This window comes from Pseudoalteromonas sp. UBA6610 (genome assembly GCF_002433295.1).
Taxonomy (GTDB): Bacteria; Pseudomonadota; Gammaproteobacteria; order Enterobacterales; family Alteromonadaceae; genus Pseudoalteromonas; species Pseudoalteromonas atlantica.
The window spans coordinates 9040-35953 of the sequence record NZ_DJHW01000142.1; the positions used below are offsets into that span (position 1 = coordinate 9040).

Here is a 26914-nt window from a genome sequence, read left to right on the forward strand (position 1 = left end):
GAACCAAATTGAGTCAGATAAAGCGGGTACAGTTACAGCTATTTTAGTTGAAAATGGCGAACCAGTAGAATTTGATCAACCTCTATTCATCATTGAATAATTTAGTAACCTAAAGGCCAACTCTTATGTTAGATAAAGTAGTCATTGCAAACCGAGGTGAAATAGCACTTCGCGTATTGCGCGCCTGCAAAGAGCTTGGGATCAAAACGGTTGCTGTGCATTCAACGGCGGATCGCGATCTTAAGCACGTATTACTTGCAGATGAAACCATTTGTATCGGTAGACCTCCAGCCACTGAAAGTTACTTAGATATTCCGCGCATTATTGCGGCTGCTGAAGTAACAGACGCTGTAGCGATTCACCCAGGATATGGTTTTCTTTCAGAAAATGCAGATTTTGCTGACCAAGTTGAGCAAAGTGGCTTTGTATTTATTGGTCCAAAAGGCGACACTATTCGTCTTATGGGCGATAAAGTATCGGCAATCAATGCAATGCGTAAAGCCGGTGTACCATGTGTACCAGGTTCTGACGGTCCGGTATCGGATGACAAAGAACGCAACATGCAAATTGCAAAGCGCATTGGTTACCCGGTAATTATTAAAGCCGCTGGTGGCGGTGGTGGCCGTGGTATGCGTGTAGTACGTAGCGAAGCTGAATTAATTGATTCAATCGCACTTACTCAACAAGAAGCGAAACAGTTTTTTGGTAATAGCATGGTTTACATGGAAAAATTCCTTGAAAACCCTCGCCATATTGAAATTCAGGTACTTGCTGATGGACAAGGTAATGCTGTTCATTTAGGTGAGCGTGACTGTTCTATGCAACGTCGTCACCAAAAAGTAGTTGAAGAAGCACCTGCTCCAGGTATAACGGCAGAAGTGCGTAAATTTATTGGTGAGCGCTGTACACGTGCATGTATCGAAATTGGTTACCGTGGTGCGGGTACGTTTGAGTTTTTATACGAAAACGGCGAATTTTACTTCATCGAAATGAACACCCGTATTCAAGTTGAGCACCCAGTGACTGAAATGGTAAGCGGTGTTGATTTAATTAAAGAGCAGCTAAAAATTGCTGCTGGTCAACCGCTATCTTTCACGCAAGATGACGTGGTTATCCGCGGCCATGCAATTGAATGTCGTATTAACGCAGAAGACCCAGAAACGTTTATCCCGTCGCCGGGTAAAATTACCCGTTTCCACCCTGCAGGTGGTTTAGGTATTCGCTGGGATAGCCATATTTATGCTGACTATACAGTACCTCCACATTACGATTCGATGATTGGTAAGCTTATTACTTACGGTGAAAACCGTGATGTGGCTATTGCCCGTGCTCGTAATGCGTTGAACGAATTAGTTATTGATGGCATCAAAACAAACACGCCATTACATAAGAAAATTCTTGCAGACGAAAACTTCCAAAGTGGTGGTACAAATATCCACTACCTTGAGAAAAAACTAGGGCTATAGAGCCCCAGTTAATTAAAACCGGCTTAGGCCGGTTTTTTTATGCCTAAAACGCCAATTTATCGCCTTCAAGAAATATTCTGGTATGATTAGCAAAGATGCGCTTTTAGTAAATTTTTGAGGTAACAATGACGCGTAGTTTTGAAGCTCACCTAAATGATGAAATAGCCACAGTAGCAATGGGTAACAAAGTGGCTGCTATTATAGAGCAAGGTGCAGTAATTTATTTACACGGTGATTTAGGCGCAGGTAAAACAACATTTACGCGTGGTGTAGTGCAAGGCTTTGGCCACACTGGTAAGGTAAAAAGCCCAACCTATACGTTGGTAGAGCCATACGAACTGACACGTGCTAATGTATATCATTTTGACCTATACCGGTTAGGCGATCCTGAAGAGCTTGAGTACATGGGTATAAGAGATTACTTTTCTGAGCAGGCTATTTGTATTGTTGAGTGGCCAGAAAAAGGGGGAGAGTTTATACCAGTTCCCGATTTAGACATTACCTTAAGTTACGTTGGCGATGAGCGCAAAATTGTTATTAATAGTGCCAGCGAGCGCGGAATAGCAATTGTCGAAAAACTAACTAACCTAAACCCGAGTTAATATACTTACTAACACATTGAAATATAAAAGCATCAAAGTTACCTTTTTAGTTGGCGTACAAAATAGCAGCTTAAGGTAGATTTACTATCCAACGTTTAGGTTAATAAGCTAATAGCGGGTCAAGGCGCCCGCTCTCATAATAATAAATAGTTAAGGCAATGGTAGTTATAATGAATCGAGGTGTAGTTAAACTTTTTATTTGTTTCATAGTTTTCGCTGTGAGCTTACCGTTGTGGGCAAAAAATACCATAAATAGTGTACGCGTATGGCCCTCGCCAGATAGCACGCGGGTGGTATTTGATTTAGATGATAAGCCCGATTTTAGCTATTTTATGCTTAAAAACCCGAGTCGCTTAGTGGTCGACCTTGAAAACACCAAGGGGTTAAAAGTATTACCGAGTATTCCTTCTAAGCACAAAATTGTAAGCAAGCTGCGCTATTCAAAACCTAAAAATAAACAAAGTGTACGTTTTGTATTTGAGCTAACCGCGCCTATTAAGCCGGTTATTTTTGCGCTGGCACCTACTGGCCCGTACAAAAACAGGTTAGTTGTGGATTTATATAATAAAAGTGAACCTGCAGTAAGCTCTACTCCTGCCCAAAAAGCAGCTAAAAAGCGCCAGTTAAGCCAAGAGCGAGACATTGTTATTGCAATTGATGCGGGCCATGGCGGAGAAGACCCTGGTTCTATTGGCCCCTCTGGTACGTATGAAAAAACCATTACCCTGCAAATAGCTAAACGTTTAGAGCGTATGATTGACGGCGAACGTGGCATGATTTCGCGCATGGTAAGAAGTGGCGACTACTTTGTTAAGCTTAATACCCGTACCAACCGAGCACGCCAGAAAAAAGCCGACTTTTTAGTGTCAATTCATGCTGATGCATTTACCAGCCCTGGGCCAAATGGTGCTTCGGTGTGGGTGTTATCGCTTGGTCGCGCTAATTCTGAGATTGGTAAATGGATAGAAGATAAAGAAAAACACTCAGAGCTTTTAGGTGGTGCAGCCGATGTAATTAAAGATGCTGCTAACGAAAAATACCTCGCGCAAGCGCTGCTCGATATGTCGATGGACCACTCAATGAAAACGGGGCTTAGTGTGGCCGAAGAAGTAGTAAAAGAGCTAAAAAAGGTCGCTAAATTACATAAAAAAGATCCACAACATGCAAGTCTTGCCGTATTAAAGTCGCCAGATATCCCTTCCATTTTGGTTGAGACAGGTTTTATTTCAAACCCCCGTGAAGAGCGCATGTTAAAAAGCGCTTATCATCAGGAACGCTTAGCTAAAGCGATGTTTACGTCTATAAAAAATTATTACTTAAAAAACCCACCTGATGATTCGTTATTTGCAAAGCTTAAATCGCAGTACCCAACTAAACATAAAGTTCGCCCAGGTGAATCGCTAAGTCTATTAGCGAGTCGGTATGGCGTATCGGTAGCCAAATTAAAGCAAGTTAATCAACTACGCTCAAACACCTTGTTTATAGGTCAAGAGCTGGACATACCACAGAGTTGATGTTTATTAAACCTGTACACGTATTAGGGGCCTCATGAGTATTGAAATATTACCTGCACGATTAGCTAACCAAATAGCGGCAGGTGAAGTGGTTGAACGCCCGGCTTCAGTGGTTAAAGAACTGGTAGAAAATAGCTTAGATGCGGGCGCTACGCGTGTGCAAATAGACATAGAGCGTGGCGGTCACAAGCTTATTCGTATTCGTGATAATGGCTCAGGTATTGGCAAAAATGAGCTCACTTTAGCGCTTTCGCGTCATGCAACAAGTAAACTAAAATCACTCGATGATTTAGAAAACATTTGCTCCTTAGGCTTTAGAGGGGAAGCGCTTGCATCTATTAGTTCGGTATCGCGTTTAACGCTTAGCTCAAAGCCCAAAGCACAAGATGCCGCGTGGCAAGCGTTTGCACAGGGCCGCGATATGGACGTGCAAGTAAAGCCGGTAGCCCACCCAGATGGCACAACAATAGAAGTTAAAGATTTATTTTTTAACACCCCAGCAAGGCGCAAGTTTTTACGCACCGAAAAAACCGAATTTAGCCACATTGATGAGCTTATTAAGCGTATTGCACTGAGTCGTTTTGATGTGTCGATTACACTGACGCATAACCAAAAGGTAGTTAGGCAGTACCGTGCTAAAACGGACCCAAATCAAGCGATTACTCGGGTTGCGCAAGTTGCAGGTAAAGCCTTTGCTGAGCAAGGATTGCATATTCAATCTGGCGAAAGTGGTTTACAGCTACATGGTTGGGTATTGCCAGTGGGATCAGCTAATACCACGCAATATACATATGTAAATAATCGCATGATGCGCGATAAGCTAATTTTACATGCTATTCGTCAGGCGTTTGAAGAGGTAAGTGGAGCGCAAGAACTTCCAGGTTTTGTTATTTATATTGATATCGACCCAAGGCAAGTGGATGTAAATGTTCATCCTGCAAAGCACGAGGTGCGTTTTCATCAAGGCCGGTTAGTGCACGACTTTATATTACAGGCGATTAAGCAAGTAGTTGTGCCTCTACAAGGCGAATTTGCAACTAATCAAGCGCCCACAGACGATTACCAATCCTCAGCGTTTATTGAGCAGCCAAGTCATGCGGCTAATAACCAGCCAGTTCAGCAGGGGTATGATTACCCTAAGTCACAGTTGCAGCCAATAGATTCACAAAACGGTGGTTTTACTAGTCGTGCCTCCTCTAATCGCGCAGGGTCAGGGGCTGGCGCTACGGGGTATGCTTCACCGTCTCAAAAACATGGTGCAAATCATCACGATGTAAATGCATTTTATCAAGGGGTGAGTGAGCAACAAGCCGCTCATTTTGAGCATAGTGTATCAACGCAGCCCGTTATTGATGAGAGCGCTGCACACGCATTAAAAAGTGTGCAGATATTAAATGTAAATAAAGGCGTGTGTGTATTTACTCAACAGCAGCAGTTATTTTGTTCACACTATAAGCATGCACTTGTTGATTACTGGCATGCACAAATAAAAGAGTTGGGTAATTTAGAGGGTAAAGCCTTGTTACTACCCGTAAGAGTTAACCTTGAAAAAGCTGACTGCGAACTAATAGCTCAGCAGCAATCGTGGTTTACTTTATTAGGCTTTGAGCTAGTTATTGAAAAACAGTTTGTGATGGTTAAAAAGCTACCCACGTGTTTATATTTACTTGAAGTATCAGCTGCGGTCGAGAGCTTGCTTGGCGCATGTAAAACACAGCTCAACGAGTTACAAGCGTGGCTTACATGGCAGCTTGGTTGTGTACCAGAACGCTTTTATGAAAGTAATGCATTTATTGAATTACAAATTAGCTTACAAAATAATCCGCAAACAATTGAACGTTTAAAAGAAAAAGCAGTTAAAATAGACCTAGAACACTATTTAACGCAATTAAATTAAGGTACCCGTGTTGAGCAATTTACCGGTCATATTTTTAATGGGCCCAACCGCAGCTGGTAAAACGGCGTTGGCAATTTCACTGTGTGAGCACTTAAATACAGAAATAATCAGCGTTGATTCAGCGTTAGTGTATAAAGGTATGGACATAGGTACGGCAAAGCCCGATGCAGAAGAACTAGCTCGTGCTCCGCATCATTTAATTGATTTACTCGATCCGAGCGAAACCTATTCGGTCGCCGATTTTAGACGTGATGCGATAAAAAAAATTGATGAATTCCATCAACAAGGTAAAGTACCAATATTAGTGGGTGGCACCATGATGTACTTTAAATCTTTAATTGATGGATTATCGCCACTGCCAGAAGCCTGCTCAGTAGTTAGAGCGGAGCTTGAAGCGCAAGCAAAACAATTTGGCTGGCCACATTTACATCAAGAGCTGGCTAAAGTAGATCCGCAAGCGGCCGACAAAATAAGTGAAAATGATTCACAAAGAATAAATCGAGCTTTGGAAGTTTACCGTATTAGTGGTAAAACAATGACTGAATTGCAAAAGCAAAAGCAGCCAACGTTACCTTATACTTTTCATCAATTTGCGATTGCGCCTGATGATCGCAGTGAATTACATCAGCGAATTGAAAAAAGGTTTAAAATAATGATAGAACAGGGGTTTGAAAAAGAAGTTTCGACCCTATATCTACGTAAGGATTTACACCCCAATATGCCTTCTATTCGTTGTGTAGGTTATAGACAAATGTGGGATTATCTTGCGGGTGAAGTAGACCATGATGAGATGGTTTTTCGCGGCATTGCTGCAACGCGTCAACTGGCAAAACGTCAGCTAACGTGGTTACGGAGTTGGCCTGATGTTACTTGGTTAACAACAGACGATGAAGAAAACTTGCATCGCGTAGTAAGTTCGCTAAGCTAGTAGTAGTTGCGAATTATTTAATTAAATAAGTTCAGCTACTTAAATTATAATAACACCTAGAACGAAGGAACAATAACATGGCAAAAGGCCAATCGTTACAAGACCCATTTTTGAATGCACTACGTCGTGAGCGCATTCCAGTATCAATCTTTTTGGTAAATGGCATAAAATTACAAGGTAAAATTCAGTCATTTGACCAATTTGTTATTTTACTTGAAAACACTGTAAACCAAATGGTGTATAAACACGCAATTTCAACAGTTGTACCTGCTCGTGCAGTCAACTTCCAAGGTGTTCAAGGGAGCGATGACACTGAAGAGCAAGAACCAGGAAATATTTAATTAGGAGCGTAATGCTTGTTTGACCGCTATGAATCCGGCGAACAGGCAGTCTTAGTTCATATCGACTTACCTAAAGATGGCGATCGTGAAGATCTTCATGAATTAGAGTTGTTGGTATCTTCTGCTGGTGTTAGTAGTTTGGCGGTTGTGCAAGGCAGCCGCCAAGCACCACATCCGAAACTATTCGTCGGTACCGGTAAAGCAGAAGAAATAGCTGAGATTGTCAAAATCCACAATGCAGATGTTGTCATCTTTAATCATCAATTAAGTCCGTCTCAAGAACGTAATTTAGAGCGCGTTTGCCAATGTCGTGTACTTGATAGAACAACACTTATTCTTGATATTTTTGCCCAAAGAGCCCGTACCCACGAAGGTAAGCTACAAGTAGAGCTTGCTCAGCTTAGGCATATGTCTACTCGATTAATCCGAGGGTGGACTCACCTTGAGCGCCAAAAAGGGGGAATAGGTTTACGAGGCCCAGGCGAAACACAGCTTGAAACCGATAGACGTTTATTGCGCGCGCGCATTAAAAATATTCGTGCCCGATTAGCCAAAGTTGCTGTACAACGTGAGCAAGGTAGACGTGCGCGTACGCGTAACGAAATTCCTACCGTGTCGCTTGTAGGGTATACCAATGCGGGTAAATCAACCCTGTTTAACCGTATAACAGACTCAGATGTATACGCAGCGGATCAGCTTTTTGCCACGCTTGACCCAACACTACGTAAACTTGATATAGGTGATGTTGGTTCGGTTATTTTGGCCGATACAGTGGGATTTATTCGCCACTTACCGCATGATTTAGTGGCAGCCTTTAAAGCCACACTGACAGAAACGCGTGAAGCCGACCTACAATTACATGTAATTGATGTGGCAGACCCGCGCAGACGCGAAAACATAGAGGAAGTACAGTCGGTTCTAAAAGAGATTGAAGCTGATGAAGTACCGCAATTATTAGTTTATAACAAAATTGATGCGCTTGATGATGTAAGCCCACGAATTGATCGGGATGACCAAGGACAGCCTATAAGAGTATGGTTATCTGCACAAACCGGCGAAGGGTGTGAGCTACTTAGTGAGGCAATAAGTGACCTGCTTGCTAAGAAAATGCTTAGTGGTACGTTATTACTTGCCCCTCAATATGGCCGCTTAAGAGCGTCTTTATTTAGCTTAAGTGCAGTCCATGAAGAGCGCTTTGATGAACATGGTAACTGGTTGTTGGATGTACGTTTACCTATGGTTGAATGGAACCGATTAATTAAAGAGTTTGGTCCTGAAATTGAAGGTTTTATCAATCGCGATTAAAAATTGGCACATAAATGTCGGTTTTTGTATGAGAAACGCGGTAGATTTGATAGATTTAACACAATTTCCTAATTTATTTAGATAACAATGGAGTATAGCTATGGCCTGGAATGAACCGGGTAATAATGGCAATGACAAAGATCCGTGGAACAATAAAGGCGGACGTGATCAAGGCCCACCTGATTTAGACGAGGTGTTCCGTAAGTTTAGCAACAAGTTAGGCGGCATATTTGGCGGTAAAAAATCCGGCAATAATAGTGGCGGTGGACTTGGCGGAGCCGGTATTTCATTTATCCTCATTATCGCCGCAATTGTGTGGGCGTTAAGTGGTATTTATACGGTTAAAGAAGCCGAACGTGGTGTGGTACTGCAATTTGGTAAGTATGACCGTATTGCAGAGCCAGGCTTACGCTGGAAAATGACCTTTATTGAAACGGTTATCCCGGTAGATATTGAAGCTGTGCGTTCATTATCTGCATCTGGGTTTATGCTAACGGAAGATGAAAACGTAGTAAGCGTTGAGTTTGAAGTGCAATACCGTGTTATTGACCCGTACCTTTACAAGTTTAGCGTAACTAATGCTGATAACAGCTTAGAAGAAGCACTTGATAGCGCGTTACGTTACGTTGTTGGCCATGCAAAAATGGACCAAGTACTGACTAATGGCCGTGAAGTTGTTCGTCAAAATACGTGGGATGAGCTTAATAAAATCATCGAACCGTATAACTTAGGTTTAATTGTGACCGATGTGAACTTTAAAGATTCGCGTCCACCAACTGAAGTAAAAGATGCATTTGATGACGCTATTGCCGCACAAGAAGATGAAGAGCGTTTCATCCGTGAAGCAGAAGCGTATGCACGTGAAATTGAACCGCGCGCGCGTGGTCAAGTAACACGTATGACGCAAGAAGCAGAAGGTTATCAAGAACGCATTACACTTGAAGCACAAGGTGAAGTGGCTCGTTTTGAAAAGCTATTACCTGAGTATCAAGCAGCTAAAGAAGTAACGCGCGAACGTTTATACATTGATGCTATGGAAGAGGTGCTTAGCAGCAGTTCTAAAGTCATTGTTGATGTTAAAGGCGGTAACAACATGATGTACTTACCACTTGATAAAATTATGGAAAAGCAAGGCACTGCAACACGTGTAGCTTTACCAAGCTCAAGTGATATTCAAGATTTACGCAATAAAGTAAATACATCACGAAATAGCACTGTGAATAGCGGTAATGACCGTTTTAACAGTGATCGCTTTAACAATAACGGGAGATAAGCGTAATGAAAAACTTTAGTTTAGTCATACTATTAGCTGCCATTGTTATGTCTTTCTCTGCGGTATTTGTAGTACCTGAAGGGCAAAAAGCGATTGTGTTGCTATTTAGCAAAGTTGAAAAAGACAGTGAAGACAAAGCCGTTGTATACAGCCCAGGCCTTCACTTAAAAGTACCATTTTTTAGCCAAGTACGTCGTATTGATGCACGTATTCAAACGCTAGATGGCACGCCAGACCGCTTTGTAACAAGCGAGAAAAAAGACTTAATTGTTGATTCGTTTGTTAAATGGCGCGTAAACGACTTTAGCGCATTTTACCTTCGTGCTCGTGGTGATAAGCAATACGCTGAAACACTACTAAAGCAAAAAGTTAATAATGGTCTGCGTACTAACTTTGGTACGCGTACTATTCGCGAGATTGTATCGGGTGAGCGTAGTGAGCTAATGGAAGAGGCGTTAGTACAAGCTTCTGAAAGTGCGCGCGAGTTAGGTATTGAAGTACTTGATGTGCGTGTTAAGCAAATTAACTTACCACAAGAAGTGAGTAGCTCTATTTACCAACGTATGCGCGCTGAGCGTACAGCTGTTGCAAAAGAGCACCGCTCGGAAGGTCAAGAAAAAGCGGAAACTATTCGTGCAAATGTTGACCGCCGTGTAACGGTAATGCTTGCTGATGCAGAGCGTAATGCGCGCTCAGTACGTGGTCAAGGTGATGCAGAAGCTGCCGCTATTTATGCTAAAGCATACAACAAAGATCCAGAGTTCTTTGGTTTTGTTCGTTCTTTAGAGGCGTATAAAAAGACCTTTAAAGATAAACAAGATGTTATGGTACTTTCACCAGATAGTGACTTCTTTAAATATATGAAAGGCGCTGCAGCGCAATAAGCGATGCCTTAATCATTTAAAAATTTATAAAGCCCCGCCTATGCGGGGCTTTTTGTTAAGTATAATTTAAAACTTTAAATTACTGTTATATATGTGGTTATTTAAAAAGTGTGATGGCCTAAAAAATACGCGCAGAAAAAATAAGCTGAACAGGGGTGATCTTTACTTCAGTTTTCTGGTAAAATCTCGTCCTAATTTTCTCGAAGTGAATTTACAATGGGTAAAAACGTTGTTGTATTAGGCACCCAATGGGGTGACGAAGGTAAGGGTAAGGTTGTTGATCTCCTTACAGACAAAGCATCTTTAGTAGTTCGATACCAAGGTGGCCACAATGCGGGCCATACTTTAGTTATTGACGGTGAAAAGACAGTTCTACACCTTATTCCATCGGGTGTATTACGTGACAATGTTAAATGTGTGATTGGTAATGGTGTGGTTTTATCACCAGAAGCGCTAATGAAAGAAATTGGCATGTTAGAAGAGCGTGGCGTACCTGTACGTGAGCGTCTTTTAATTAGTGAAGCATGTCCGTTAATTCTGCCTTTCCATGTTGCATTAGATGTAGCTCGCGAAACTGCTCGCGGCGACAAGCCAATTGGTACAACTGGCCGTGGTATCGGTCCTGCGTACGAAGATAAAGTAGCCCGTCGCGGTTTACGCGTAGGTGACTTATTCAATCCAGAATTATTCGCAGCTAAACTAAAAGAAGTACTTGAATACCATAACTTCACTTTAGTTAACTACTACAAAGTAGATGCTGTTGATTTCCAAAAAACGTTTGATGATGCAATGGCTGTTGCAGACATCTTAAAAGCAATGGTTGTTGATGTAACTGAGCTTTTAGATCAAACACGTTTAGCGGGCGAACACATTTTATTTGAAGGTGCGCAAGGTACATTACTTGATATCGATCACGGTACTTACCCTTATGTAACCTCTTCAAACACCACTGCTGGTGGCGTTGCGACTGGTGCTGGTTTTGGTCCATTAAACCTTGACTACGTGTTAGGTATTATTAAAGCGTACACTACACGTGTTGGTTCTGGTCCTTTCCCTACAGAGCTTTACGATGGCCTTGAAAAACAAGACCCAGTGGGTAAGCACTTAGGTGATAAAGGTCATGAGTTTGGCGCGACAACAGGTCGTTTACGCCGTACTGGTTGGTTAGATGCTGTGGCAATGCGCCGCGCAGTTCAAATCAATAGCATCTCTGGTTTTTGTTTAACTAAGTTAGATGTTTTAGATGGTTTAGAAACGCTTAAAATCTGTACTGGTTACCAGCTTGAAGATGGCACAGTGACTAATGTAACGCCATTAGCTGCTGAGGGTTACGAGAAAGTAACACCAGTATATGAAGAGATGCCAGGTTGGTCTGAAAACACAGTTGGTGTAACTAGCCTTGAAGGCTTACCAAAAGCTGCGATTGACTACATCAAGCGTATCGAAGAAATCACAGGTGTACCTGTTGATATTATTTCTACCGGCCCAGATCGTGTAGAAACAATGGTACTTCGCAACCCGTTTGCTTAATCACCATTAGTTTAAAAAAAAGCTGCTTTTTGCAGCTTTTTTTATGCCTAAAATTCACCTTGGAACGATCTTTGTATATTATTTGATAAGTTTTATTTTATCCGTGGTAAACATGCGCCTATCTACCTGTAACACTTTTCTAGCGTCTTTGCTCACTCCGTTACTTTTATCTATAAGTAGCAATGTGTTAGCTGAAGAAACGCCCGCTGCGGTGCCGCTTTATACCGAACCGGAGCTGATTGCACTAATAAATAAAAATACACATTTGCAGCGTGTAAAGGCAGACGATTGCCAATTAGTACAAGATATAGAGGCAAGGGCCAATAAAATGGCGCTGCCATCTTACCAATTTTTATATGGCGATATGCTGGCATATAACGTGTGTGTTGAGCGCAATGTGGAATTAGGTGTGTACTACATGCGTAAAGCGGCTGAACAAGGCTTAGCGGCTGCGTTAGAGCAGCTTGGACGTTATTACGACACGGGTCGCTTAGTGCAGCAAGATAAAGCTATGGCCATTATCTACTTACGAGAGGCCTCAGCGCAAGGGAACTTAAAAGCACAGCTAAGGCTGGTTAAGCTTTTTAATGCAGGCTACGGAAGCCCACGTGACTTTGAAGATGCGTATCGGTGGTTATTCAATGCCATGGTGGCAGATAAAGCAACCCATAAAAAAATTGAGCGTGCGCTTAGCTTACTCGCTAAAAAAATGCCCGATAGTGTTGTTGCCCGCGCCCGATTACCCATGTAAGTGCCGATAACGCACGCTATTTTTATAAAATAAAAAAGCCCTAATATTTAATTAGGGCTTTTTTGCAATAACTGGAAGAGGTTAGCTCTCTTCTTTATTTTTTGTTTTAGCGGGGTCTTTTAACACCGACATTTTTGGCGGCTGAAGTGCAAAAATACGCTCTCCCTCCTGCGGTGGCTTTTCCATATTACTGGTAAATGGGCGAAGCTTTACTGGCGTATCGTCGTCGTTGTCTTTATCACCTTTTAAAATAAACAACGGGATCGCTTCAGGGTTCATCTCTTGGTATTTTTCCCAATCAAATTCTTCTGAAATACGCGTCGCACTTACTTTACCGCCTTTAGCAATAATACTGCTTAGGCGAGCGTAAGAGCCATCTTCACCAAACAAAATTTGTCTAGATAGGAATGTTGCACTGTCTTTGTTCGCTTTAGCATGCGATGTAGATGAGCGCAGTGAAAATACATTTTTTTCATTCAACAAGTGAGAAAAATATTGTACACCAAGCGCATTATGGTGGCGGTTTGGTGAAAGTGCTAATACCGTTCTTATTGTTGTGAGCGGCAAGTAACGCTCAGCATGCTCTGATTGTGGGTTACCATAATAACAGGCAAGGCCGTCCATACGAGCCATTTTACAGTTCTCCCATGCGGGGTCTGATAGATGAACAGGAATGCTTTGCTCTTGTAAACCTTTACCTATAGCGCGAGATACATGGTTTGCACCAATAATCAGTATGGTATTTGGAGAAGGTTGGCGCACGCCCAATAGTTTAGCAACAGGAATAGCAGTTAAGCTTTGCAATACCACAGTGATGATAATAACGGTAAATATTAACGGCACCATTTTTTCTGCATCAGCTACGCCAGCTTCCATCATACTTAGCGCAAATACCGAGCCAACAGCAGCTGCAACAATACCTCTAGGGGCTATCCACGATAGCACCAAGCGCGATTTCATTGGCAAGTCAGTACCAAAAGTAGATATGGCAATACACAATGGACGCGCTATAAATAACACCACTGCAAGGAATATAAATACGTCGCTGTCTAACATCATCAAGTCAGAAAGCTGTAGCCGTGCAGCAAGTAAAATAAACAGTGATGATATTAAAATCATCGATAAGTCTTCTTTAAACTCAAGTACAGAATCGATTTCTAAATCATTTTGATTAGCAAGCCAAATACCAAATACGGTAACAGCCAATAATCCCGATTCATGACTTAAGTGATTAGATACCGAAAAGCTAATAAGCACCAAGGCAAGTATGCCAAATTTATGTAGTTCAAACGGTAGCCATTCACGGCGCATAAGCTGTGTGGTGATCCACCCCGCAACAACACCGATAGAAAGCCCTACGCCGACTGTTTTAACAAGTGCAACAATAGTGTGGCTAAGCACTTCTCCTTGGCCTACCAGCATGACTGCTTCAAATACAAGCACAGCAAAAAGAGCGCCGATTGGGTCAATTACAATGCCTTCCCATCGTAATATTCGGTCAATATCTTGTGTTGGGCGCATCGAATTAAGTAAAGGGGCGATTACAGTAGGCCCTGTTACTACTAGCACAGCGCCTAATACTGCCGCCACCCGCCAGTTAAGCTCAAGTAACCAATAGGCACTTAAGCTTATTACCACACAGGTGGTGATCATGCCGATAGAGCACAGGTTACGTACGACCTTACTTATGCCTTTTAATTCTCTAAAGTGCAAAGTAAGGGAGCCTTCAAATAAAATGACAGCAACGCTCAGTGACACAACAGGAAATAATAAATCACCCAGTAAAGCATCAGGGTCTAATACACCACTAAACGGCCCTAGCAATAAACCGGTAAGCAATAAGAACAAAATAGCGGGTACTTTAAACGCCCACGCTACCCATTGGGCAAGCACCGAACAAAGTGCGATACCGGCTATATAAATTGCTGACATAAATTAAGAATTCCTTATTTATCACAATGTGAAAAGTATAACTTTTGTTAAATATTAATACAGGGGTATACACGTGAAATGTTTAATTTGCTAATAAAATTTTAGCGCTTAATACAAAAATTGTAGGTTAAACTTATTGATTTATTTATAAAAATTGAATTAAAACTCAAAAATAAATATAACTCCTTGATTTTAAATGATTAACCGCTTAGAAGTGAGGCGTAGCTCTACATTAGAGTGATTTTTAGCCTTGATCTTACCCCTTGAAATGTCGTATTATATTTAGAGTTCAAACAATTAGTCATCTAAATATAATTTTGCAAAATAGCGGTAAGTATTAATACTAGCGTCATATTTTCCCTGTAATAATAGATTTGTACGCTATTATTACCATTAATTAGTAGCTATTGTATTATTGAATATCTTGGTATGGTTTTTTCAAACAAGTTTATTTAAGCAATTAAGTAAATAAATGTTTGAGTTGAACTATTACTTTCAATGTTTAGCTCCCATCGTGGCGGCTAAATCTCGGTCCTTAAGTCATCACCCTATCTGTTGGTGTATCTGACTTTAGAGGCTCTATGTATGTTGTTAACAAAAAGGCCGCACACAGCTTTTTACAGCGATACATAAACAACACTTTTTATTTTTATATTTAATAGACCTCCATTTAATTTGGTTGGTGCTGTTTCATGTCTTTACAAATCTAAAAGCAATTTTAGGTCGTGTATTTGCGTGCGTTTAAAAAGTGTATAAACAAACAACCTATTCGAAATTGCGTGTTTTTTACGCAATTACCTAGTTTTAGTTCACACTATGTGAATGCAGATAAAATGGAAAGTTGAGATTTTATGCAAAAGTTAAATTGGCGTCGTATTGTTTTAAAAGTAGGTAGTGCATTAATTGCTCCAGATCAAGATGGGTGCCGTTCACGCTACTTATTAACCATTGCGCAATTTATTGTTCGCTGTCGTGCTCGTGGTATTGAAGTTATTTTAGTATCTTCAGGCTCAGTAGCTGCAGGCTCACACTTATTCCCATCTGACATTCCACGTTCAGTTGTGATGAAAAAAGCGATGGCAGCAGCAGGTCAAACTGAAATGATGGCTATGTGGGATCGCTTTTTCGATTTTCCATCAGCGCAATTATTATTAACCCATGGTGATTTACGTGACCGTGAGCGCTATGAAAGTATTCGCGAAACTATTTTTACTTTGTTAGAGCATGGTGTACTGCCTATCATTAACGAAAATGATGCTGTAACAACTGATGACTTAAAAGTAGGTGACAACGATAACTTATCAGCCATGGTAGCGGCGGCCGCTGATGCAGATGCATTAATGATTTTTTCTGATGTGGATGGTCTGTATGATAAAAACCCAAATTTGCACGACGATGCAGTTTTACTGCCTGAAATAAAATCAATTGATGAGTCTATTTATGCTATGGCAGGATGTGCTACAAGCTCTGTAGGAACCGGTGGCATGAAAACCAAAATTGAAGCTGCCGAAAAAGCAACGTCTCACGGTATTGCTACTTATATTATTAATGGCTTTAAAGAAGAAACCTTTAATAGATTATTGGCAGGTGACAACCCTGGTAGTGTTTTCCTTCCTTATGAAAAACCAATGCAAGAAGCTGTGCACTGGATGACGCATACAGCTAATGAGCAAGGTGAAGTAGTTGTAGATGGCTCGTTTGATGAGTCTCTTGAAGGTGAAAACGGTTGCATACGTGGCGATGAAATAATGGAAGTTCATGGTGAGTTTGCCATTGGCGATACCATTTTAGTTAGAAGCGAGGATGGCACACGTTTAGCAAAAGCCACCGCAAATTATAGTAGTTGCTTGTTAAGCTTTATTGCAGATAACGAGCAAAGTGAATTTAGCGAAAAAATGCAGGATTCTATTGGTCCTGTTATTTCAGAAAAAGATATCGCATTATTGGAGAAGTCATGAGTTTGATTACGGATATTTCACGCCAGGCAGCAAAAGCTGCAAACACACTTGCTTTACTCGACACCGAGACCAAAAACCAAGTGTTAACCGAAATGGCGGCAGCATTACGCGCAGAAAAAGCATTTATAATTAAAGAAAACGAAAGTGATTTAAGCGCAGCACGGGATAATAACTTAGCCGCTTCGATGATCGACCGCCTAACGCTTAACGATGAGCGCATTGAAGCAATGGCAGAGGGTATTGAAGTTATTGTAAGTTTAGATGATCCAGTCGGTCAGCTACGCGACATTACAGAGCGCCCAAATGGCATTAAAATACGTAAAATGCGTGTGCCATTAGGTGTTGTATGTATGATTTACGAAGCGCGTCCTAATGTAACTGCGGATGCAGGCGCATTGTGTTTTAAATCGGGTAATGGTGTTATTTTACGCGGCGGTAAAGAAGCCCTTAAAAGCTCGCAAGCCATTGCGAGTGTAATGCACGGTGTACTTGAAAAACATAACTTACCTCAAGCACTGATCTCAGTTATTCCTGATCCAGACCGTGCATTGCTTATGGAGCTAATGCAGCAACGCGAAAGTATTGATTTAATCATCCCTCGTGGTGGCGAAGGCTTAATTAACTTTGTTACAGAAAACAGTACTATTCCTGTTATTCAGCACTTTAAAGGGGTGTGTCATTTATACGTAGACAAAGATGCCGACTTAGAGGTTGCAGTTAATTTATTATTAAATGGTAAAACACAGCGCACAGGCGTATGTAATGCGCTTGAAGGGCTAGTGGTTCACCAAGACGTTGCTGATGAATTTTTAAATTTATGTGCCGTTGTATTGCGCCAAGAAGGTGTGAAAATTAATGCAGATGAGCAAGCTGCAAAATACTTCGATAATGCTACAGTACTTGCTGATAATGAATTTGGTGAAGAATACTTAGATTTAGAAATTGCTATTCGTGTAGTACCAAGCTTTAGTGCTGCTGTGGAGCATATTGCTCAATTTGGTTCAAACCACACTGAGGTTATTTGTACTAAAAACGATACTGCGGCTGAGCTTTTCCAACGCAGTGTTGATGCATCGGTAGTGATGGTAAATGCATCATCGCGTTTCTCAGATGGCTCGCAATTAGGGTTAGGTGCTGAAATTGGTATAGCTACAACTAAACTACATGCTTATGGTCCTATGGGGCTTGAGTCACTTACAACTGAAAAGTATTTAGTTAATGGCGAAGGCCAAGTACGTAAGTAATATACTCCACTTATAAAAAACGCCGATTGTTTAATCGGCGTTTTTTTATGCATTTTGCAAAGTATGGTTTAGTTTTTCTAACCAGCTTTCTAATGGCTCAGGCCGGTGCAGATGGTATCCTTGTAGGATAACCTCAGGGTACTCTTGTAATAAGTCAAAGTGCGATTGATTCTCGACTCCTTCCGCTACCACTTCTAATTGAAACAACCTGCCAAGGCTGACAATCATATCAATAATTAATTTATCGTTGTTATCAGTGGGGGCTTCAAGCACAAATGAGCGATCTATTTTTAGCTCATGAATAGGTAACTGTTTTAAGTAGGTTAAACTTGAGTAGCCCGTGCCAAAGTCATCTATTGATACACGTACGCCCAGCTTTTTAAGGTAGTGTACGGCTTCAATGGCCGCTTCCATGTGATTAAGTAACGTCCCCTCTATTATCTCAATGGTGAGTTGTTGAGGATTAATATCAACACTTTTAATTTGTTGGCTTATAAAGTTTAAAAATCGCGGTTCATGAAAATGTCGACCGCTTATATTTACCGAAATATTCAAACTTGGGTGGCTGTATTTAAGCTTGGTAAGTAAATTAAGTGCATTAGTTGTAACCCAGCAGTCTAACTCAAAAATAACATCAGATTCTTCAGCTATTGATATAAATTCACATGGGCTTATAAAGCCTTTTTGAGGGTGATTCCAGCGCAGCAGTATTTCTGCGCCTTTTAACGTTTGCTTACTATCAAATTGCGACTGTAAAAATATGGATAGCTCATTTTGAGGAATGGCTTTTCTTAAGTCTTGTTCAATTTCAAAACGTCGTTTAGCCTGCTCGCCAAATGTGGTATCAAAAAATGTAACTCTGTTTCCGCCTTTTTCTTTGGCTTTATAGCAGGCTGCTTCACAATTTCTGATTGTCTCAATAGCACTTTCCCATACATCGTCTCGCGGGAAAATATAAGTGCCTATACTAATTGTTAAGCTAACCTCTTGCCCATCAACGTCAAAAGGGCGGTTGACTGCGTTTAAAAGCTCTTGCGCTTTGTTTTCGGCGATTGATTGCGCACGTGTACGCCCAATTCCTTTATCTACGCTACATAAAGCAGCAAATTCATCACTGCCTAAGCGTGCAATAATATCTTTTTTATCTACATTGGCATGAATACGCTGAGCAAGCTCCTTTAAAATATTATCCCCTGCTAAAAGCCCTAAGCCATCATTAATAGAGTGGAAGCTGTCAATGTCGATAATATAAATATAGGCACATGTTTTATCGCTACTGCAATCTTGTAGTTGCTGTTCTAATTGCTTTAAAAAACCGTTACGGTTTGGCAGCTTAGTAAGCTCATCATGCCAAGTTAGGTAATCTATGCGCTCTTGCGTTACTTTTACGCTTGAAATATCACTAAAAACGCCAATGTAGTGAATGTTGGTATCTTGCTCGCTTTTTACCATGCTAAGTGTTAATAGCTCAGGGTATAGCTCGCCATTTTTTCTTCGTGTTACAAGTTCACCGCTCCAGTAGCCCGCTTCGTTAGCGTGCTTCCATACCTCATCAAAGCTAATACTTGGGTGATTATTTTGTTTGATCTCTTTTAAATCCATTTCCAACGATTCAGCTTCGCAATAGCCGGTAATTCTACAAAACGATGGATTAACAGCGATAATCTTGCCACCGCTATTAGTAATCACAACACCATCGGCGGTACTAGTAAGTGCCTGGTAAAATAACTTTTGCTTAGATGACAGCTGCTTTAGTTCTTCCTCGCGTTGGCTTAACTCTTTGGCAAGAGCTTCTATTTCTAGTAATTTGTCGTGTAAGTCAAAGTTTTTTTCGATAAGTCTGTCTAGCATGCCTTGTGCAGTAATGTGCGTACGTATGCGCGCTCTAACCAAAGCTAACTTGTAAGGTTTATGGATATAATCAATGGCACCCATTGCAAAGCCTTTCTCTTCAGACTCTACTTCAGTAAGTGCGGTGACAAAAATGATGGGAATGCCTTTGGTATTTTGCTTTGCTTTTAATCTTTTACATACTTCATAGCCATCCATGCCTGGCATCATAATATCGAGTAAAATTAAATCTGGGCGTGTGGATTCAACAAATACAAGCGCTTGTTCACCACTTGTTGAAATGCGTACATCGTAGTCTGCAAGTAGGCCCTCAACTAATACATGTAGGTTGCTAGGTTCATCATCAACAATGAGTATCAAAGGCTTTCGCGGTTGAGTTACTGCAGGTTGATTGCTGCCAGCGAGAAAGGTTGAATGCACACTAAATCCTTATTCTTTAATTACCCCTTAAAGTTAGTTTATAGTTGCCATAATTGTCTAGTTTTTATAGTTATTTCTGTATTTATCAATAAGTTTAATCACTAAAGCGTAGTTAAAGTTATCTATTGCCTCTTTTAGCTTGAATAATGGATGGGAATGATCGAATTTTTGAAGCGCAATTTCTCTAACTAATTTACTAGGAATAGGACGGGCAGATAACGCTAAAGAATAGATTTCATCAATTAATGTATCTGGATTTTGCCCAGAGCTCATAGCTTCTGGCTGATGATTATAAGAGTTTGTTACCAGTAGCTGTCTGACTGCATAAAGTGCTAAGGTCAATTGTTCATTAAAAACACTAAGATCGGTGCATGCGTTACTGCTCAGTTCTAACTCTGCTTTTTTAGCGCTTTGCTCTAGTAGCTCTAACCCTAGGGTGCCGGCTAAGCCTTTTAAGTTATGCATCGCTCTAGCTAATGTTTTATGCTCATTATTTTTCAAGTGCTTTACAGCTACCTCCATAAAGTGGCTGTAATCGGTATTAAACTTAGTGAATATTGAATTAATGAGTTCATTATTATCTTCAAGATTAGAGCGTGCTACATTGAGGTTTAATGTACTTAACGTATGGGTTTTTGTTAGATGCTTTTCTATGCTGTCACAAAGCAGACCAAATAATAACGGCTTGACTAAATAGTCATCCATGCCTGCTCGAATGGCGGCTTTCTTATCATTAGAAAATACAGCTGCAGTTACAGCAACAATAGGCGTTGTATATCCCCTTTGACGCAGTATTCGCGTCGCTTCTAGGCCATCCATCACTGGCATTTGAATATCCATAAAAATAATATCAATTGCGTTTTCTTCTACTTTAATGAGTGCTTCCTCGCCATTACTTGCAGAGATAACAGTCATATTCATTTTAGTTAATAGTGCTTCAAGAATCTCTTGGTTTACAGGGTTATCATCTACTGCAAGTGCGGTGTAACCGGTAAACTGTGGGTAAGACTCTCCTTCTTTAAGCTGTGTTGAGTCGGGTAATAATAAACGCATTAACTGAGAATCAGTGTGAGTATTACCTATTGTTATAATATCAATATGATCGCTATCGGGGACTGCCTGCGGGTGCTCTTGATCGTTAATGAGTAAAATAAGCAGCAGTTTGTGTTTATTTTTTTGTTTTTGTAAGTACAGTTGCTGCAAAATAAAATTATCTTTTAGTTCTTTGTGTGACAACGTCATGATCACAATATTAAAAGGGTTACTCGGTTGAGACATTTTTGCAATTGCACGTAGCGGCTCTTGGGTAATTTCTGCAGTAATATCAGCGTTACTTAATAACTTAGTGAGTGATTTTATTTGCTCAGTATCGGGACTAATTAGTAAGGCATGCTTTTTAAGCGCTTCTTTGCTCGTCATTTTAAACGGTAGTGTAAAATAAAACTCACTCCCGACGTGGGGTGTGCTGCGTACTTGTATTTCGCCGCCTAGTAACTTGGTTAGTTGCTTACAAATAGTTAAACCTAATCCGGTGCCGCCATATTTACGTGTTGTACTGGAATCGCCTTGGTAGAACGAGTCAAAAATTGAGGCGGTTTGCTCTGGCGTCATGCCTATGCCTGTGTCTTTAATACCAAAGCGTAACTGTATTTGCTGCTCATCTTGTGTTGTGGCCTCAATTGTTACTGTTACTTCACCGCGCTCTGTAAATTTAATGGCATTACCTACACAGTTATTAATAATTTGACTCAAGTGCAGTGGATCGCCCATCAGCTCAAGCCCTGCATCAACATGCAATACAAAATTAAGGCGCAACCCTTTTTGTTTCGCATTTACCGAAAATAAATTTTTTACATTAGAAACCACGGTATGCAAAGTAAAAGGGATTGATTCAAGCTTTACTTTGTCAGACTCAAGCTTTGAAAAGTCGAGTACGTTATTAAGTATTTGCAGTAAGTTTTGAGCGCTTGAAAACGCTTTATCTGCATAGTGTTTTTGTTTTGCTGGAAGAGCGCTGCTTTGTAATAGCTGCAGCATGCCTAAAATACCGTTCATTGGAGTGCGAAGCTCATGGCTCATATTAGCTACAAAGTCACCTTTCGCTTGGTTGGCATTTTTTGCTTGGGTGATGGCAACTGTAAGCTCTTTATTCATTAATTCCATTTTAGAATTAAGCGCTTGGGTTTCTGCTAGTAGCTCTTTTGTTTGTTTGTTTTTTAAATACAGCGCATTAGCCGCGGTAATAACCGAGTTAATTTCATTTTGATGATGCTCATCACTATTTAGTGTTACTTGCTTTTCATTGCTCATATCATTTAACAGCTTAGTTAATTTCGCAATGGGCTTAATGACAGAGTTAAATATAAAAAAGGTAATTACTATTATGATAACAGTGATCAGCGCGGCAAAAAGGTTGGCCATTTCGGTACTTTTTAATACGTGGTCTCTTAGCTGCTGCTCGGTCTGGGTGAGCTTTTGCTTCTCTACATCCCTAATTTTTTCGGCTAGGTAAAGCAGCTCGTTTTCTATTCCTGTTAAAACTACATTTATCGAAAACGTATAGCTACGGGTTAAAATAACTAATTGGCTATACGCTTGCTCAAGCTCGTCAGTATTATTAAGTAGGTTAACATTAGCGGTTTCAATACTCGCCAGTAGGGTATTTAAGTGTGCTAGGTTATCTTGCACATTTTGTGCTTCATCATAATTTGGCTTGTGTAAATAATTGGTTGTTGCTTGTTCTATATTGCTAATAGTTAAAAGGGTATTCACTATTTTATTTTGCTTGTTGGTTAGCGTGTTTTTTTTAAGCTCATTAAGTTGTGCTTTTAGCGCTTCAATAGGTTGTTTGAACTGTGTAATGTACAGCTGCTCTCGTTTGGTTCTGTTAACGACTACGCGATTAAATGTATCTTGATAATTATTTAAGTACTCGTTAAGGCGCTTTATATTGTTTTGATAGTTTTCATCATACTCATTTAAATATGTACTTAGCGTATCTAAATCCCTTTTTGCAGCATTTAAGTGCATATTAAACTTTTCAATGGTATTGCTATTAGCATGATCTAGATAAGCAATGGCTTGGCTTTGTAAAGAAATCACATCGTTTTCTAAACGGGTAACGGACTCGCTTTGTAATAAAGCTTTGTGCTGCGCATTTTGCAGCTCAAAAAGTGATTTTTGCGAATAATTGAATAGGTAACTTTGCAAAATTAATAAAGTAATTAATACGCAGAGGGCAATTATTATTTTTGATTTTATTGAACGGGTTATCATTATCTGCTTATTAACTCATACCATTTTTGCAAGCTGTAATCGTAAGTCGGCATAACGCTATTCCAAACAGCTACATTGCTTAAGCGTTTTAAATAGCTACCACCATTTCGCTGCTCGCCGGCTTTTACTGCGACTTGTTTTTGGGTGTTTAGTAAGTCAACCGAAGTGGGCTTGCCTAAGTACCAGTAATCCCATTCACTTGGTGAAAGCATTGATTTTGAGCGCTGTGGGTTACTAATGTAATACCCTTGGCGAGCAATAAATGCGCCGGCCCACCCCGAAAGCCACCAGTTCATGTAATCGTATGCGGCATCTTTTTGATTATTATTAACCTGTGACGATAAGCACATTACCCCATGCCAACCACGGTAGCCCTCTTTTGGAGCGGCAAATCGCACGTTAACATTTTGACTATTGAGCGCGGCCACAGCGGGGGAAAACATACTTTCTATGTGCACGCGTTGGCTTTTCATAAATTCAACAGACTCTGGCACCGAGTTCCAATAACCTGCAAAATGCCCTTGGCGTTTATAGTCAATTAAAATACTAAATAAACGGTCAAGCTCGGAGCGAGTAATCGCACCAATATCTTTAAATGTTATTAACCCTTTGCTTTGTGCTGCCAAGGCAAGGTCAAATAAGCCAATTGTGGGTGCATTTACAATGCCTACTTTACCTCGGTGGGCATCATCAAGTAACCAGCCCCAACTTTCAGTTTCGTAGGCAATGCCAGGTTTTATCTTAGCGGTGTTATAGCCAAAAGAGTCAACATTATGTACATAGGGCAAAAAGCTAATGTAATCGCTTTCGTTTGCGCTTAGTGTGCCGTCCTCTTGTACATTGAGTAATTTATAAGGGGCGTCGCCTGCACCTAATTTTGCATCGGGGGTGAGCTTCCCCGTTTTGGTTAGAGAATTTATTTCATTAAAGTAGGTTAGCCGTTTTTTTTCTATGGGCTGAATAGACCCCGCCCGCCAAAGCACATTTATACTGTTTGACCATTGCTCATATAAATCAAATGAGCCAGGGTCCATGGAGGCTTTTTGTAATACGGCAGCACTACCTGCAGGGGAAAATTCTATATTTATGCCTAAATCAAGCATTGCTTGTTTACGAATGGCTTCTTGTAGCGTTACATGTGTTCCTAAGACTCTTAGGGTTACTTTTTTTCGGGCAAACACATATGGTACATGTGTAACTACACCCGCGGTTAAACCGATGACAGCGAGCTTTTTTAACGTGGTGCGTTTAGGGGTATCCATTGTTTAAGCCAAAAGTATGATTGCTACAGATGAGATAATTTATAGCCAACAAAGACTAAACAAACAAGGAATGCGCAAATATAAAAGTTATTTTGTAGAAGATAAAAGAATAATAAGACGATGAAAAATAGGAAGTAATAGAAGAGTAGGAAAGTGGTGGAGCTAAGCAGGATCGAACTGCTGACCTCCTGCGTGCAAGGCAGGCGCTCTCCCAGCTGAGCTATAGCCCCACATTCCTAAATTACATAGTTGTAATTACTTGGCTGCTGAGTTCCAAGCGGGGTGAACTCTAAATATTTTTATAAATTTGGTCAAGTATTTTTTAGCAATATTTAACTGTTATCGTTTATTTTTGATAGACTCGAGAAAAATACCTCGCGAAACGACAAAAACAATGAAAAAAAGTATCTGTATACTTGCTTTGCTACTTGCAGGGTGTGCAAGTAATGAAGCGCCTCCTTATGAAATAAATAACAAGCAGTTTTATGAGAACGTGGATGAGCAAGGTAACAAAATATTTGCTTATGTTGTATCGGTAAAGGCTGAGCATCGCAGTAACATAAACTTAAATAACGGCGGGCGAGGCGAAAAAAGACCGAGCCGCTCTGATGTAAAACGTTACATAGAACAAGAACACTTCGAAGACTCTAGTGTGTTAAAACTTAAGCTTGAGGATGAAGCCGTCAGGTTTTTAAACGAAACCCTTAGTGAAAATAACTATTGTGAAAATAAACACGAAATTACACAAGTACTATGGCGTGACTTAAGTGTGCAGTTAAGAGGGCGTTGTTTGTAGTATGTTGGCCGATAAAGCAAAGCTTGCGCAGTTGTTAGCGCAATTAGGTATAAATTACGATGTAATAGAACACCCTGCGTTACATACCAGTTTAGATGCTGATGCATTTATGGTGGAGCGCCCAGGTACGCGACTTAAAAACTTGTTTTTGCGTGATAACGAGGGCAAAAAGCACTTTTTAGTAATTACCGCACACGACAAACAGCTCGATTTAAAAACCCTATCTAAGCAACAGGGGCTTTCTCGGTTGGGGTTTGCCTCTAGCGAGCGGTTAGCACGTTATTTAAAAGTGGCGCCCGGGTGTGTGTCTATGCTTGCTTTAGCAAACGATAAACAAAGCAATGTTACTTTGTGGCTTGATCAAGATATTTGGTTTAACGAGCTGTTTCATTGTCACCCGTTTGAAAACACCCAAACTTGGCTGCTTTCAAAAAATGATTTAAATACCTTTTTTGAGCATACAGGGCATCAGCCTCGGGTAATGTTTTTACCTTCTCGATAGCCTAAAGTGACTAAGACTAAACCAATAAAACACACACTCAGTAAGCAAAGCATAAATGCAGTTTGCCCTGAGTGTTGATAAACAATACCAGGCAATAACGAGCCCAGTGCCCCGCCACTATAATAAAACGATACATACCCGCCATTTGTTACACTTGCAGGCGCTTTGCTAATCTTGTTAACAAGCGGAGCAGCGCTTGAGTGTATAACAAACATAGCAGCACAAAATAACGTAAACGCGATTAAAAATACACTCAGTTGCTGGCTTATAAGTAATACAATGCTTAAGTTATACACGATAAAAACCGCAGCAAGTAAATGCCAAGCTGAAGGCACTTTTTTAGCAAGCCAAGGTGTTGCAATAGATGCTAAAGCACCGATTAAGTAGCCGCTGTACACTAAGCCAATATCGCGTGTGTTTGTAATTAAAAAGGTGTTTTGCAAAATAAATGGTAGGTAATTTAATAAGGCTGCAAAGCAAAAAAACATACAAAAAACGGCGCCATACAATTTTAGTACTGCCGCATCTTTTAGCTGCTTAATATACGTTAACGGCGTAAGCGCTGATTGATTAGATACCACAAAGCCCGTGGGCTTTATACTTATAGCCAGGCCAATAAGCACAATCGAAATAACATAATAAAAACTTTGCCAATGCCATACATCACTAAATAAAGCGGCTAATACTCGGCCAAAGTAGCCGCCAGCTATGGTACTGCCTATGTATAAGGTCATATTTTTTTGTAAGGCATCTGCGCTGTAACGTATACCAATAAAGCTTGTCATCGCGGTAAGCGCGGCAGGTAAGGTTAAGCCTTGTATAAAGCGCACCAAAAGTAATAGCTCAAAACTTGGCGCTACTGTAAACAGTATGCAGCTAACCCCTAAAATAAACATAGCAATACGTAAAATAATAAGCGGGTTTTGCTTGGCTAAAAATAGCCCATAAACCAAAGGTGCAATTGCTAAAGGCAGCATGGTTACGCTCATTAAGCTGCCGGCAAGCGCAGGGGGAACGTTAAATTCGCTAGCAAATAAGCTCAATAAAGGCTGAGGTGCGTACAGCACAAAAAATATAAACACCGAGCAAATAAGTAAATGAGCAAAACGCATTGTAAGGCTTAAAACATAAGCTGATAAGTTAGCCAAAGTATATGAAAAATGGCTTATATTTCATAGGTTA

Annotated in this window: 21 protein-coding genes and 1 tRNA gene; 16 read left to right on the forward strand and 6 right to left on the reverse strand. The window is 40.6% G+C overall.

Annotated elements, in window-relative coordinates:
• The 12 genes from B4F91_RS19015 to B4F91_RS19070 all read left to right on the forward strand — a co-directional run.
• The coding region (locus tag B4F91_RS19015; RefSeq protein ID WP_288636209.1) for an acetyl-CoA carboxylase biotin carboxyl carrier protein at positions 1 to 100 on the forward strand (100 nt) is incomplete at its 5' end.
• Positions 101 to 125: 25 nt separating this feature from the next.
• Positions 126 to 1466 carry an acetyl-CoA carboxylase biotin carboxylase subunit gene (gene accC / locus B4F91_RS19020; RefSeq protein ID WP_024031477.1) on the forward strand — a complete coding sequence of 447 codons (1341 nt, stop codon included), beginning with the start codon at positions 126 to 128 and terminating at the stop codon, positions 1464 to 1466.
• Positions 1467 to 1591: 125 nt separating this feature from the next.
• The gene (gene tsaE / locus B4F91_RS19025) at positions 1592 to 2068 is read left to right on the forward strand and encodes a tRNA (adenosine(37)-N6)-threonylcarbamoyltransferase complex ATPase subunit type 1 TsaE (RefSeq protein ID WP_004587669.1); all 477 of its coding nucleotides are present in this window, start codon (positions 1592 to 1594) and stop codon (positions 2066 to 2068) included.
• A gap of 170 nt (positions 2069 to 2238) precedes the next feature.
• Entirely contained in the window at positions 2239 to 3582 is a 1344-nt protein-coding gene (locus tag B4F91_RS19030; protein ID WP_286937500.1) for an N-acetylmuramoyl-L-alanine amidase, read from the forward strand.
• 34 nt (positions 3583 to 3616) lie between these two features.
• Positions 3617 to 5479: a DNA mismatch repair endonuclease MutL gene (mutL, locus tag B4F91_RS19035; protein WP_273608595.1), complete on the forward strand. Its 1863-nt coding sequence runs from the start codon at positions 3617 to 3619 to the stop codon at positions 5477 to 5479.
• A 10-nt stretch (positions 5480 to 5489) separates the two neighbouring features.
• The gene (miaA, locus tag B4F91_RS19040; RefSeq protein WP_256846241.1) at positions 5490 to 6407 is read left to right on the forward strand and encodes a tRNA (adenosine(37)-N6)-dimethylallyltransferase MiaA; all 918 of its coding nucleotides are present in this window, start codon (positions 5490 to 5492) and stop codon (positions 6405 to 6407) included.
• A gap of 77 nt (positions 6408 to 6484) precedes the next feature.
• Complete coding sequence (gene hfq / locus B4F91_RS19045) at positions 6485 to 6748, forward strand: RNA chaperone Hfq (protein ID WP_004587665.1); 264 nt, start codon at positions 6485 to 6487, stop codon at positions 6746 to 6748.
• Between the two features lie 15 nt (positions 6749 to 6763).
• Positions 6764 to 8053: a ribosome rescue GTPase HflX gene (gene hflX / locus B4F91_RS19050; protein WP_024031472.1), complete on the forward strand. Its 1290-nt coding sequence runs from the start codon at positions 6764 to 6766 to the stop codon at positions 8051 to 8053.
• 100 nt (positions 8054 to 8153) lie between these two features.
• Positions 8154 to 9326, forward strand: a complete 1173-nt coding sequence (gene hflK / locus B4F91_RS19055; protein WP_004587663.1) for an FtsH protease activity modulator HflK — start codon at positions 8154 to 8156, stop codon at positions 9324 to 9326.
• 5 nt (positions 9327 to 9331) lie between these two features.
• Positions 9332 to 10210: a protease modulator HflC gene (gene hflC / locus B4F91_RS19060; RefSeq protein ID WP_004587662.1), complete on the forward strand. Its 879-nt coding sequence runs from the start codon at positions 9332 to 9334 to the stop codon at positions 10208 to 10210.
• Between the two features lie 216 nt (positions 10211 to 10426).
• Positions 10427 to 11740 carry an adenylosuccinate synthase gene (locus B4F91_RS19065; protein ID WP_004587661.1) on the forward strand — a complete coding sequence of 438 codons (1314 nt, stop codon included), beginning with the start codon at positions 10427 to 10429 and terminating at the stop codon, positions 11738 to 11740.
• Between the two features lie 112 nt (positions 11741 to 11852).
• Positions 11853 to 12491 (forward strand): tetratricopeptide repeat protein, encoded by a 639-nt coding sequence (locus B4F91_RS19070; RefSeq protein ID WP_273606699.1) that lies wholly within the window; start codon positions 11853 to 11855, stop codon positions 12489 to 12491.
• Between the two features lie 81 nt (positions 12492 to 12572).
• Here the strand turns inward: B4F91_RS19070 and B4F91_RS19075 are convergent, their stop codons facing one another.
• A complete protein-coding gene (locus tag B4F91_RS19075; RefSeq protein WP_024031470.1) occupies positions 12573 to 14423 on the reverse strand; it encodes a cation:proton antiporter in 1851 nt (616 codons plus the stop codon).
• 851 nt (positions 14424 to 15274) lie between these two features.
• Between B4F91_RS19075 and proB the strand changes: the two genes are divergently transcribed.
• Both proB and B4F91_RS19085 read left to right on the forward strand, forming a co-directional pair.
• Positions 15275 to 16381 (forward strand): glutamate 5-kinase, encoded by a 1107-nt coding sequence (gene proB, locus B4F91_RS19080; protein ID WP_004587658.1) that lies wholly within the window; start codon positions 15275 to 15277, stop codon positions 16379 to 16381.
• Positions 16378 to 17625 (forward strand): glutamate-5-semialdehyde dehydrogenase, encoded by a 1248-nt coding sequence (locus tag B4F91_RS19085; RefSeq protein WP_286937496.1) that lies wholly within the window; start codon positions 16378 to 16380, stop codon positions 17623 to 17625. The genes proB and B4F91_RS19085 overlap by 4 nt, the downstream gene beginning before the upstream one ends.
• Positions 17626 to 17670: 45 nt before the next feature.
• On the opposite strand, the gene B4F91_RS19090 is transcribed toward B4F91_RS19085, so the two are convergent.
• The 4 genes from B4F91_RS19090 to B4F91_RS19105 all read right to left on the reverse strand — a co-directional run bounded on the left by B4F91_RS19090 (position 17671) and on the right by B4F91_RS19105 (position 24664).
• Positions 17671 to 19896: a two-component system response regulator gene (locus B4F91_RS19090; protein ID WP_273603276.1), complete on the reverse strand. Its 2226-nt coding sequence runs from the start codon at positions 19894 to 19896 to the stop codon at positions 17671 to 17673.
• Between the two features lie 57 nt (positions 19897 to 19953).
• Positions 19954 to 23172, reverse strand: coding sequence for an ATP-binding protein (locus B4F91_RS19095; RefSeq protein ID WP_286937493.1), 3219 nt, complete (start codon positions 23170 to 23172; stop codon positions 19954 to 19956).
• Positions 23172 to 24434 carry an ABC transporter substrate-binding protein gene (locus tag B4F91_RS19100; RefSeq protein WP_286937492.1) on the reverse strand — a complete coding sequence of 421 codons (1263 nt, stop codon included), beginning with the start codon at positions 24432 to 24434 and terminating at the stop codon, positions 23172 to 23174. The genes B4F91_RS19095 and B4F91_RS19100 overlap by 1 nt, the downstream gene beginning before the upstream one ends.
• A 154-nt stretch (positions 24435 to 24588) precedes the next feature.
• Positions 24589 to 24664 (reverse strand) — tRNA-Ala (locus B4F91_RS19105).
• 164 nt (positions 24665 to 24828) lie between these two features.
• Here B4F91_RS19105 and B4F91_RS19110 point away from each other — a divergent pair.
• Both B4F91_RS19110 and B4F91_RS19115 read left to right on the forward strand, forming a co-directional pair.
• Positions 24829 to 25230, forward strand: a complete 402-nt coding sequence (locus B4F91_RS19110) for a hypothetical protein (RefSeq protein WP_024031465.1) — start codon at positions 24829 to 24831, stop codon at positions 25228 to 25230.
• Position 25231: 1 nt separating this feature from the next.
• Positions 25232 to 25732, forward strand: a complete 501-nt coding sequence (locus B4F91_RS19115; RefSeq protein ID WP_004587652.1) for a prolyl-tRNA synthetase associated domain-containing protein — start codon at positions 25232 to 25234, stop codon at positions 25730 to 25732.
• Here the strand turns inward: B4F91_RS19115 and B4F91_RS19120 are convergent.
• Positions 25699 to 26844 (reverse strand): MFS transporter, encoded by a 1146-nt coding sequence (locus B4F91_RS19120; RefSeq protein ID WP_029772600.1) that lies wholly within the window; start codon positions 26842 to 26844, stop codon positions 25699 to 25701. The genes B4F91_RS19115 and B4F91_RS19120 overlap by 34 nt on opposite strands.
• Positions 26845 to 26914: the final 70 nt, after the last annotated feature.

Coding starts and splice junctions, on each gene's coding strand:
- accC (WP_024031477.1), top strand. CDS start 126: ATGTTAGATAAAGTAGTCATTGCAAACCGAGGTGAAATAGCACTTCGC.
- tsaE (WP_004587669.1), top strand. CDS start 1,592: ATGACGCGTAGTTTTGAAGCTCACCTAAATGATGAAATAGCCACAGTA.
- B4F91_RS19030 (WP_286937500.1), top strand. CDS start 2,239: ATGAATCGAGGTGTAGTTAAACTTTTTATTTGTTTCATAGTTTTCGCT.
- mutL (WP_273608595.1), top strand. CDS start 3,617: ATGAGTATTGAAATATTACCTGCACGATTAGCTAACCAAATAGCGGCA.
- hfq (WP_004587665.1), top strand. CDS start 6,485: ATGGCAAAAGGCCAATCGTTACAAGACCCATTTTTGAATGCACTACGT.
- hflK (WP_004587663.1), top strand. CDS start 8,154: ATGGCCTGGAATGAACCGGGTAATAATGGCAATGACAAAGATCCGTGG.
- hflC (WP_004587662.1), top strand. CDS start 9,332: ATGAAAAACTTTAGTTTAGTCATACTATTAGCTGCCATTGTTATGTCT.
- B4F91_RS19065 (WP_004587661.1), top strand. CDS start 10,427: ATGGGTAAAAACGTTGTTGTATTAGGCACCCAATGGGGTGACGAAGGT.
- B4F91_RS19070 (WP_273606699.1), top strand. CDS start 11,853: ATGCGCCTATCTACCTGTAACACTTTTCTAGCGTCTTTGCTCACTCCG.
- B4F91_RS19075 (WP_024031470.1), bottom strand. CDS start 14,423: ATGTCAGCAATTTATATAGCCGGTATCGCACTTTGTTCGGTGCTTGCC.
- proB (WP_004587658.1), top strand. CDS start 15,275: ATGCAAAAGTTAAATTGGCGTCGTATTGTTTTAAAAGTAGGTAGTGCA.
- B4F91_RS19085 (WP_286937496.1), top strand. CDS start 16,378: ATGAGTTTGATTACGGATATTTCACGCCAGGCAGCAAAAGCTGCAAAC.
- B4F91_RS19095 (WP_286937493.1), bottom strand. CDS start 23,172: ATGATAACCCGTTCAATAAAATCAAAAATAATAATTGCCCTCTGCGTA.
- B4F91_RS19100 (WP_286937492.1), bottom strand. CDS start 24,434: ATGGATACCCCTAAACGCACCACGTTAAAAAAGCTCGCTGTCATCGGT.
- B4F91_RS19110 (WP_024031465.1), top strand. CDS start 24,829: ATGAAAAAAAGTATCTGTATACTTGCTTTGCTACTTGCAGGGTGTGCA.
- B4F91_RS19115 (WP_004587652.1), top strand. CDS start 25,232: ATGTTGGCCGATAAAGCAAAGCTTGCGCAGTTGTTAGCGCAATTAGGT.
- B4F91_RS19120 (WP_029772600.1), bottom strand. CDS start 26,844: ATGCGTTTTGCTCATTTACTTATTTGCTCGGTGTTTATATTTTTTGTG.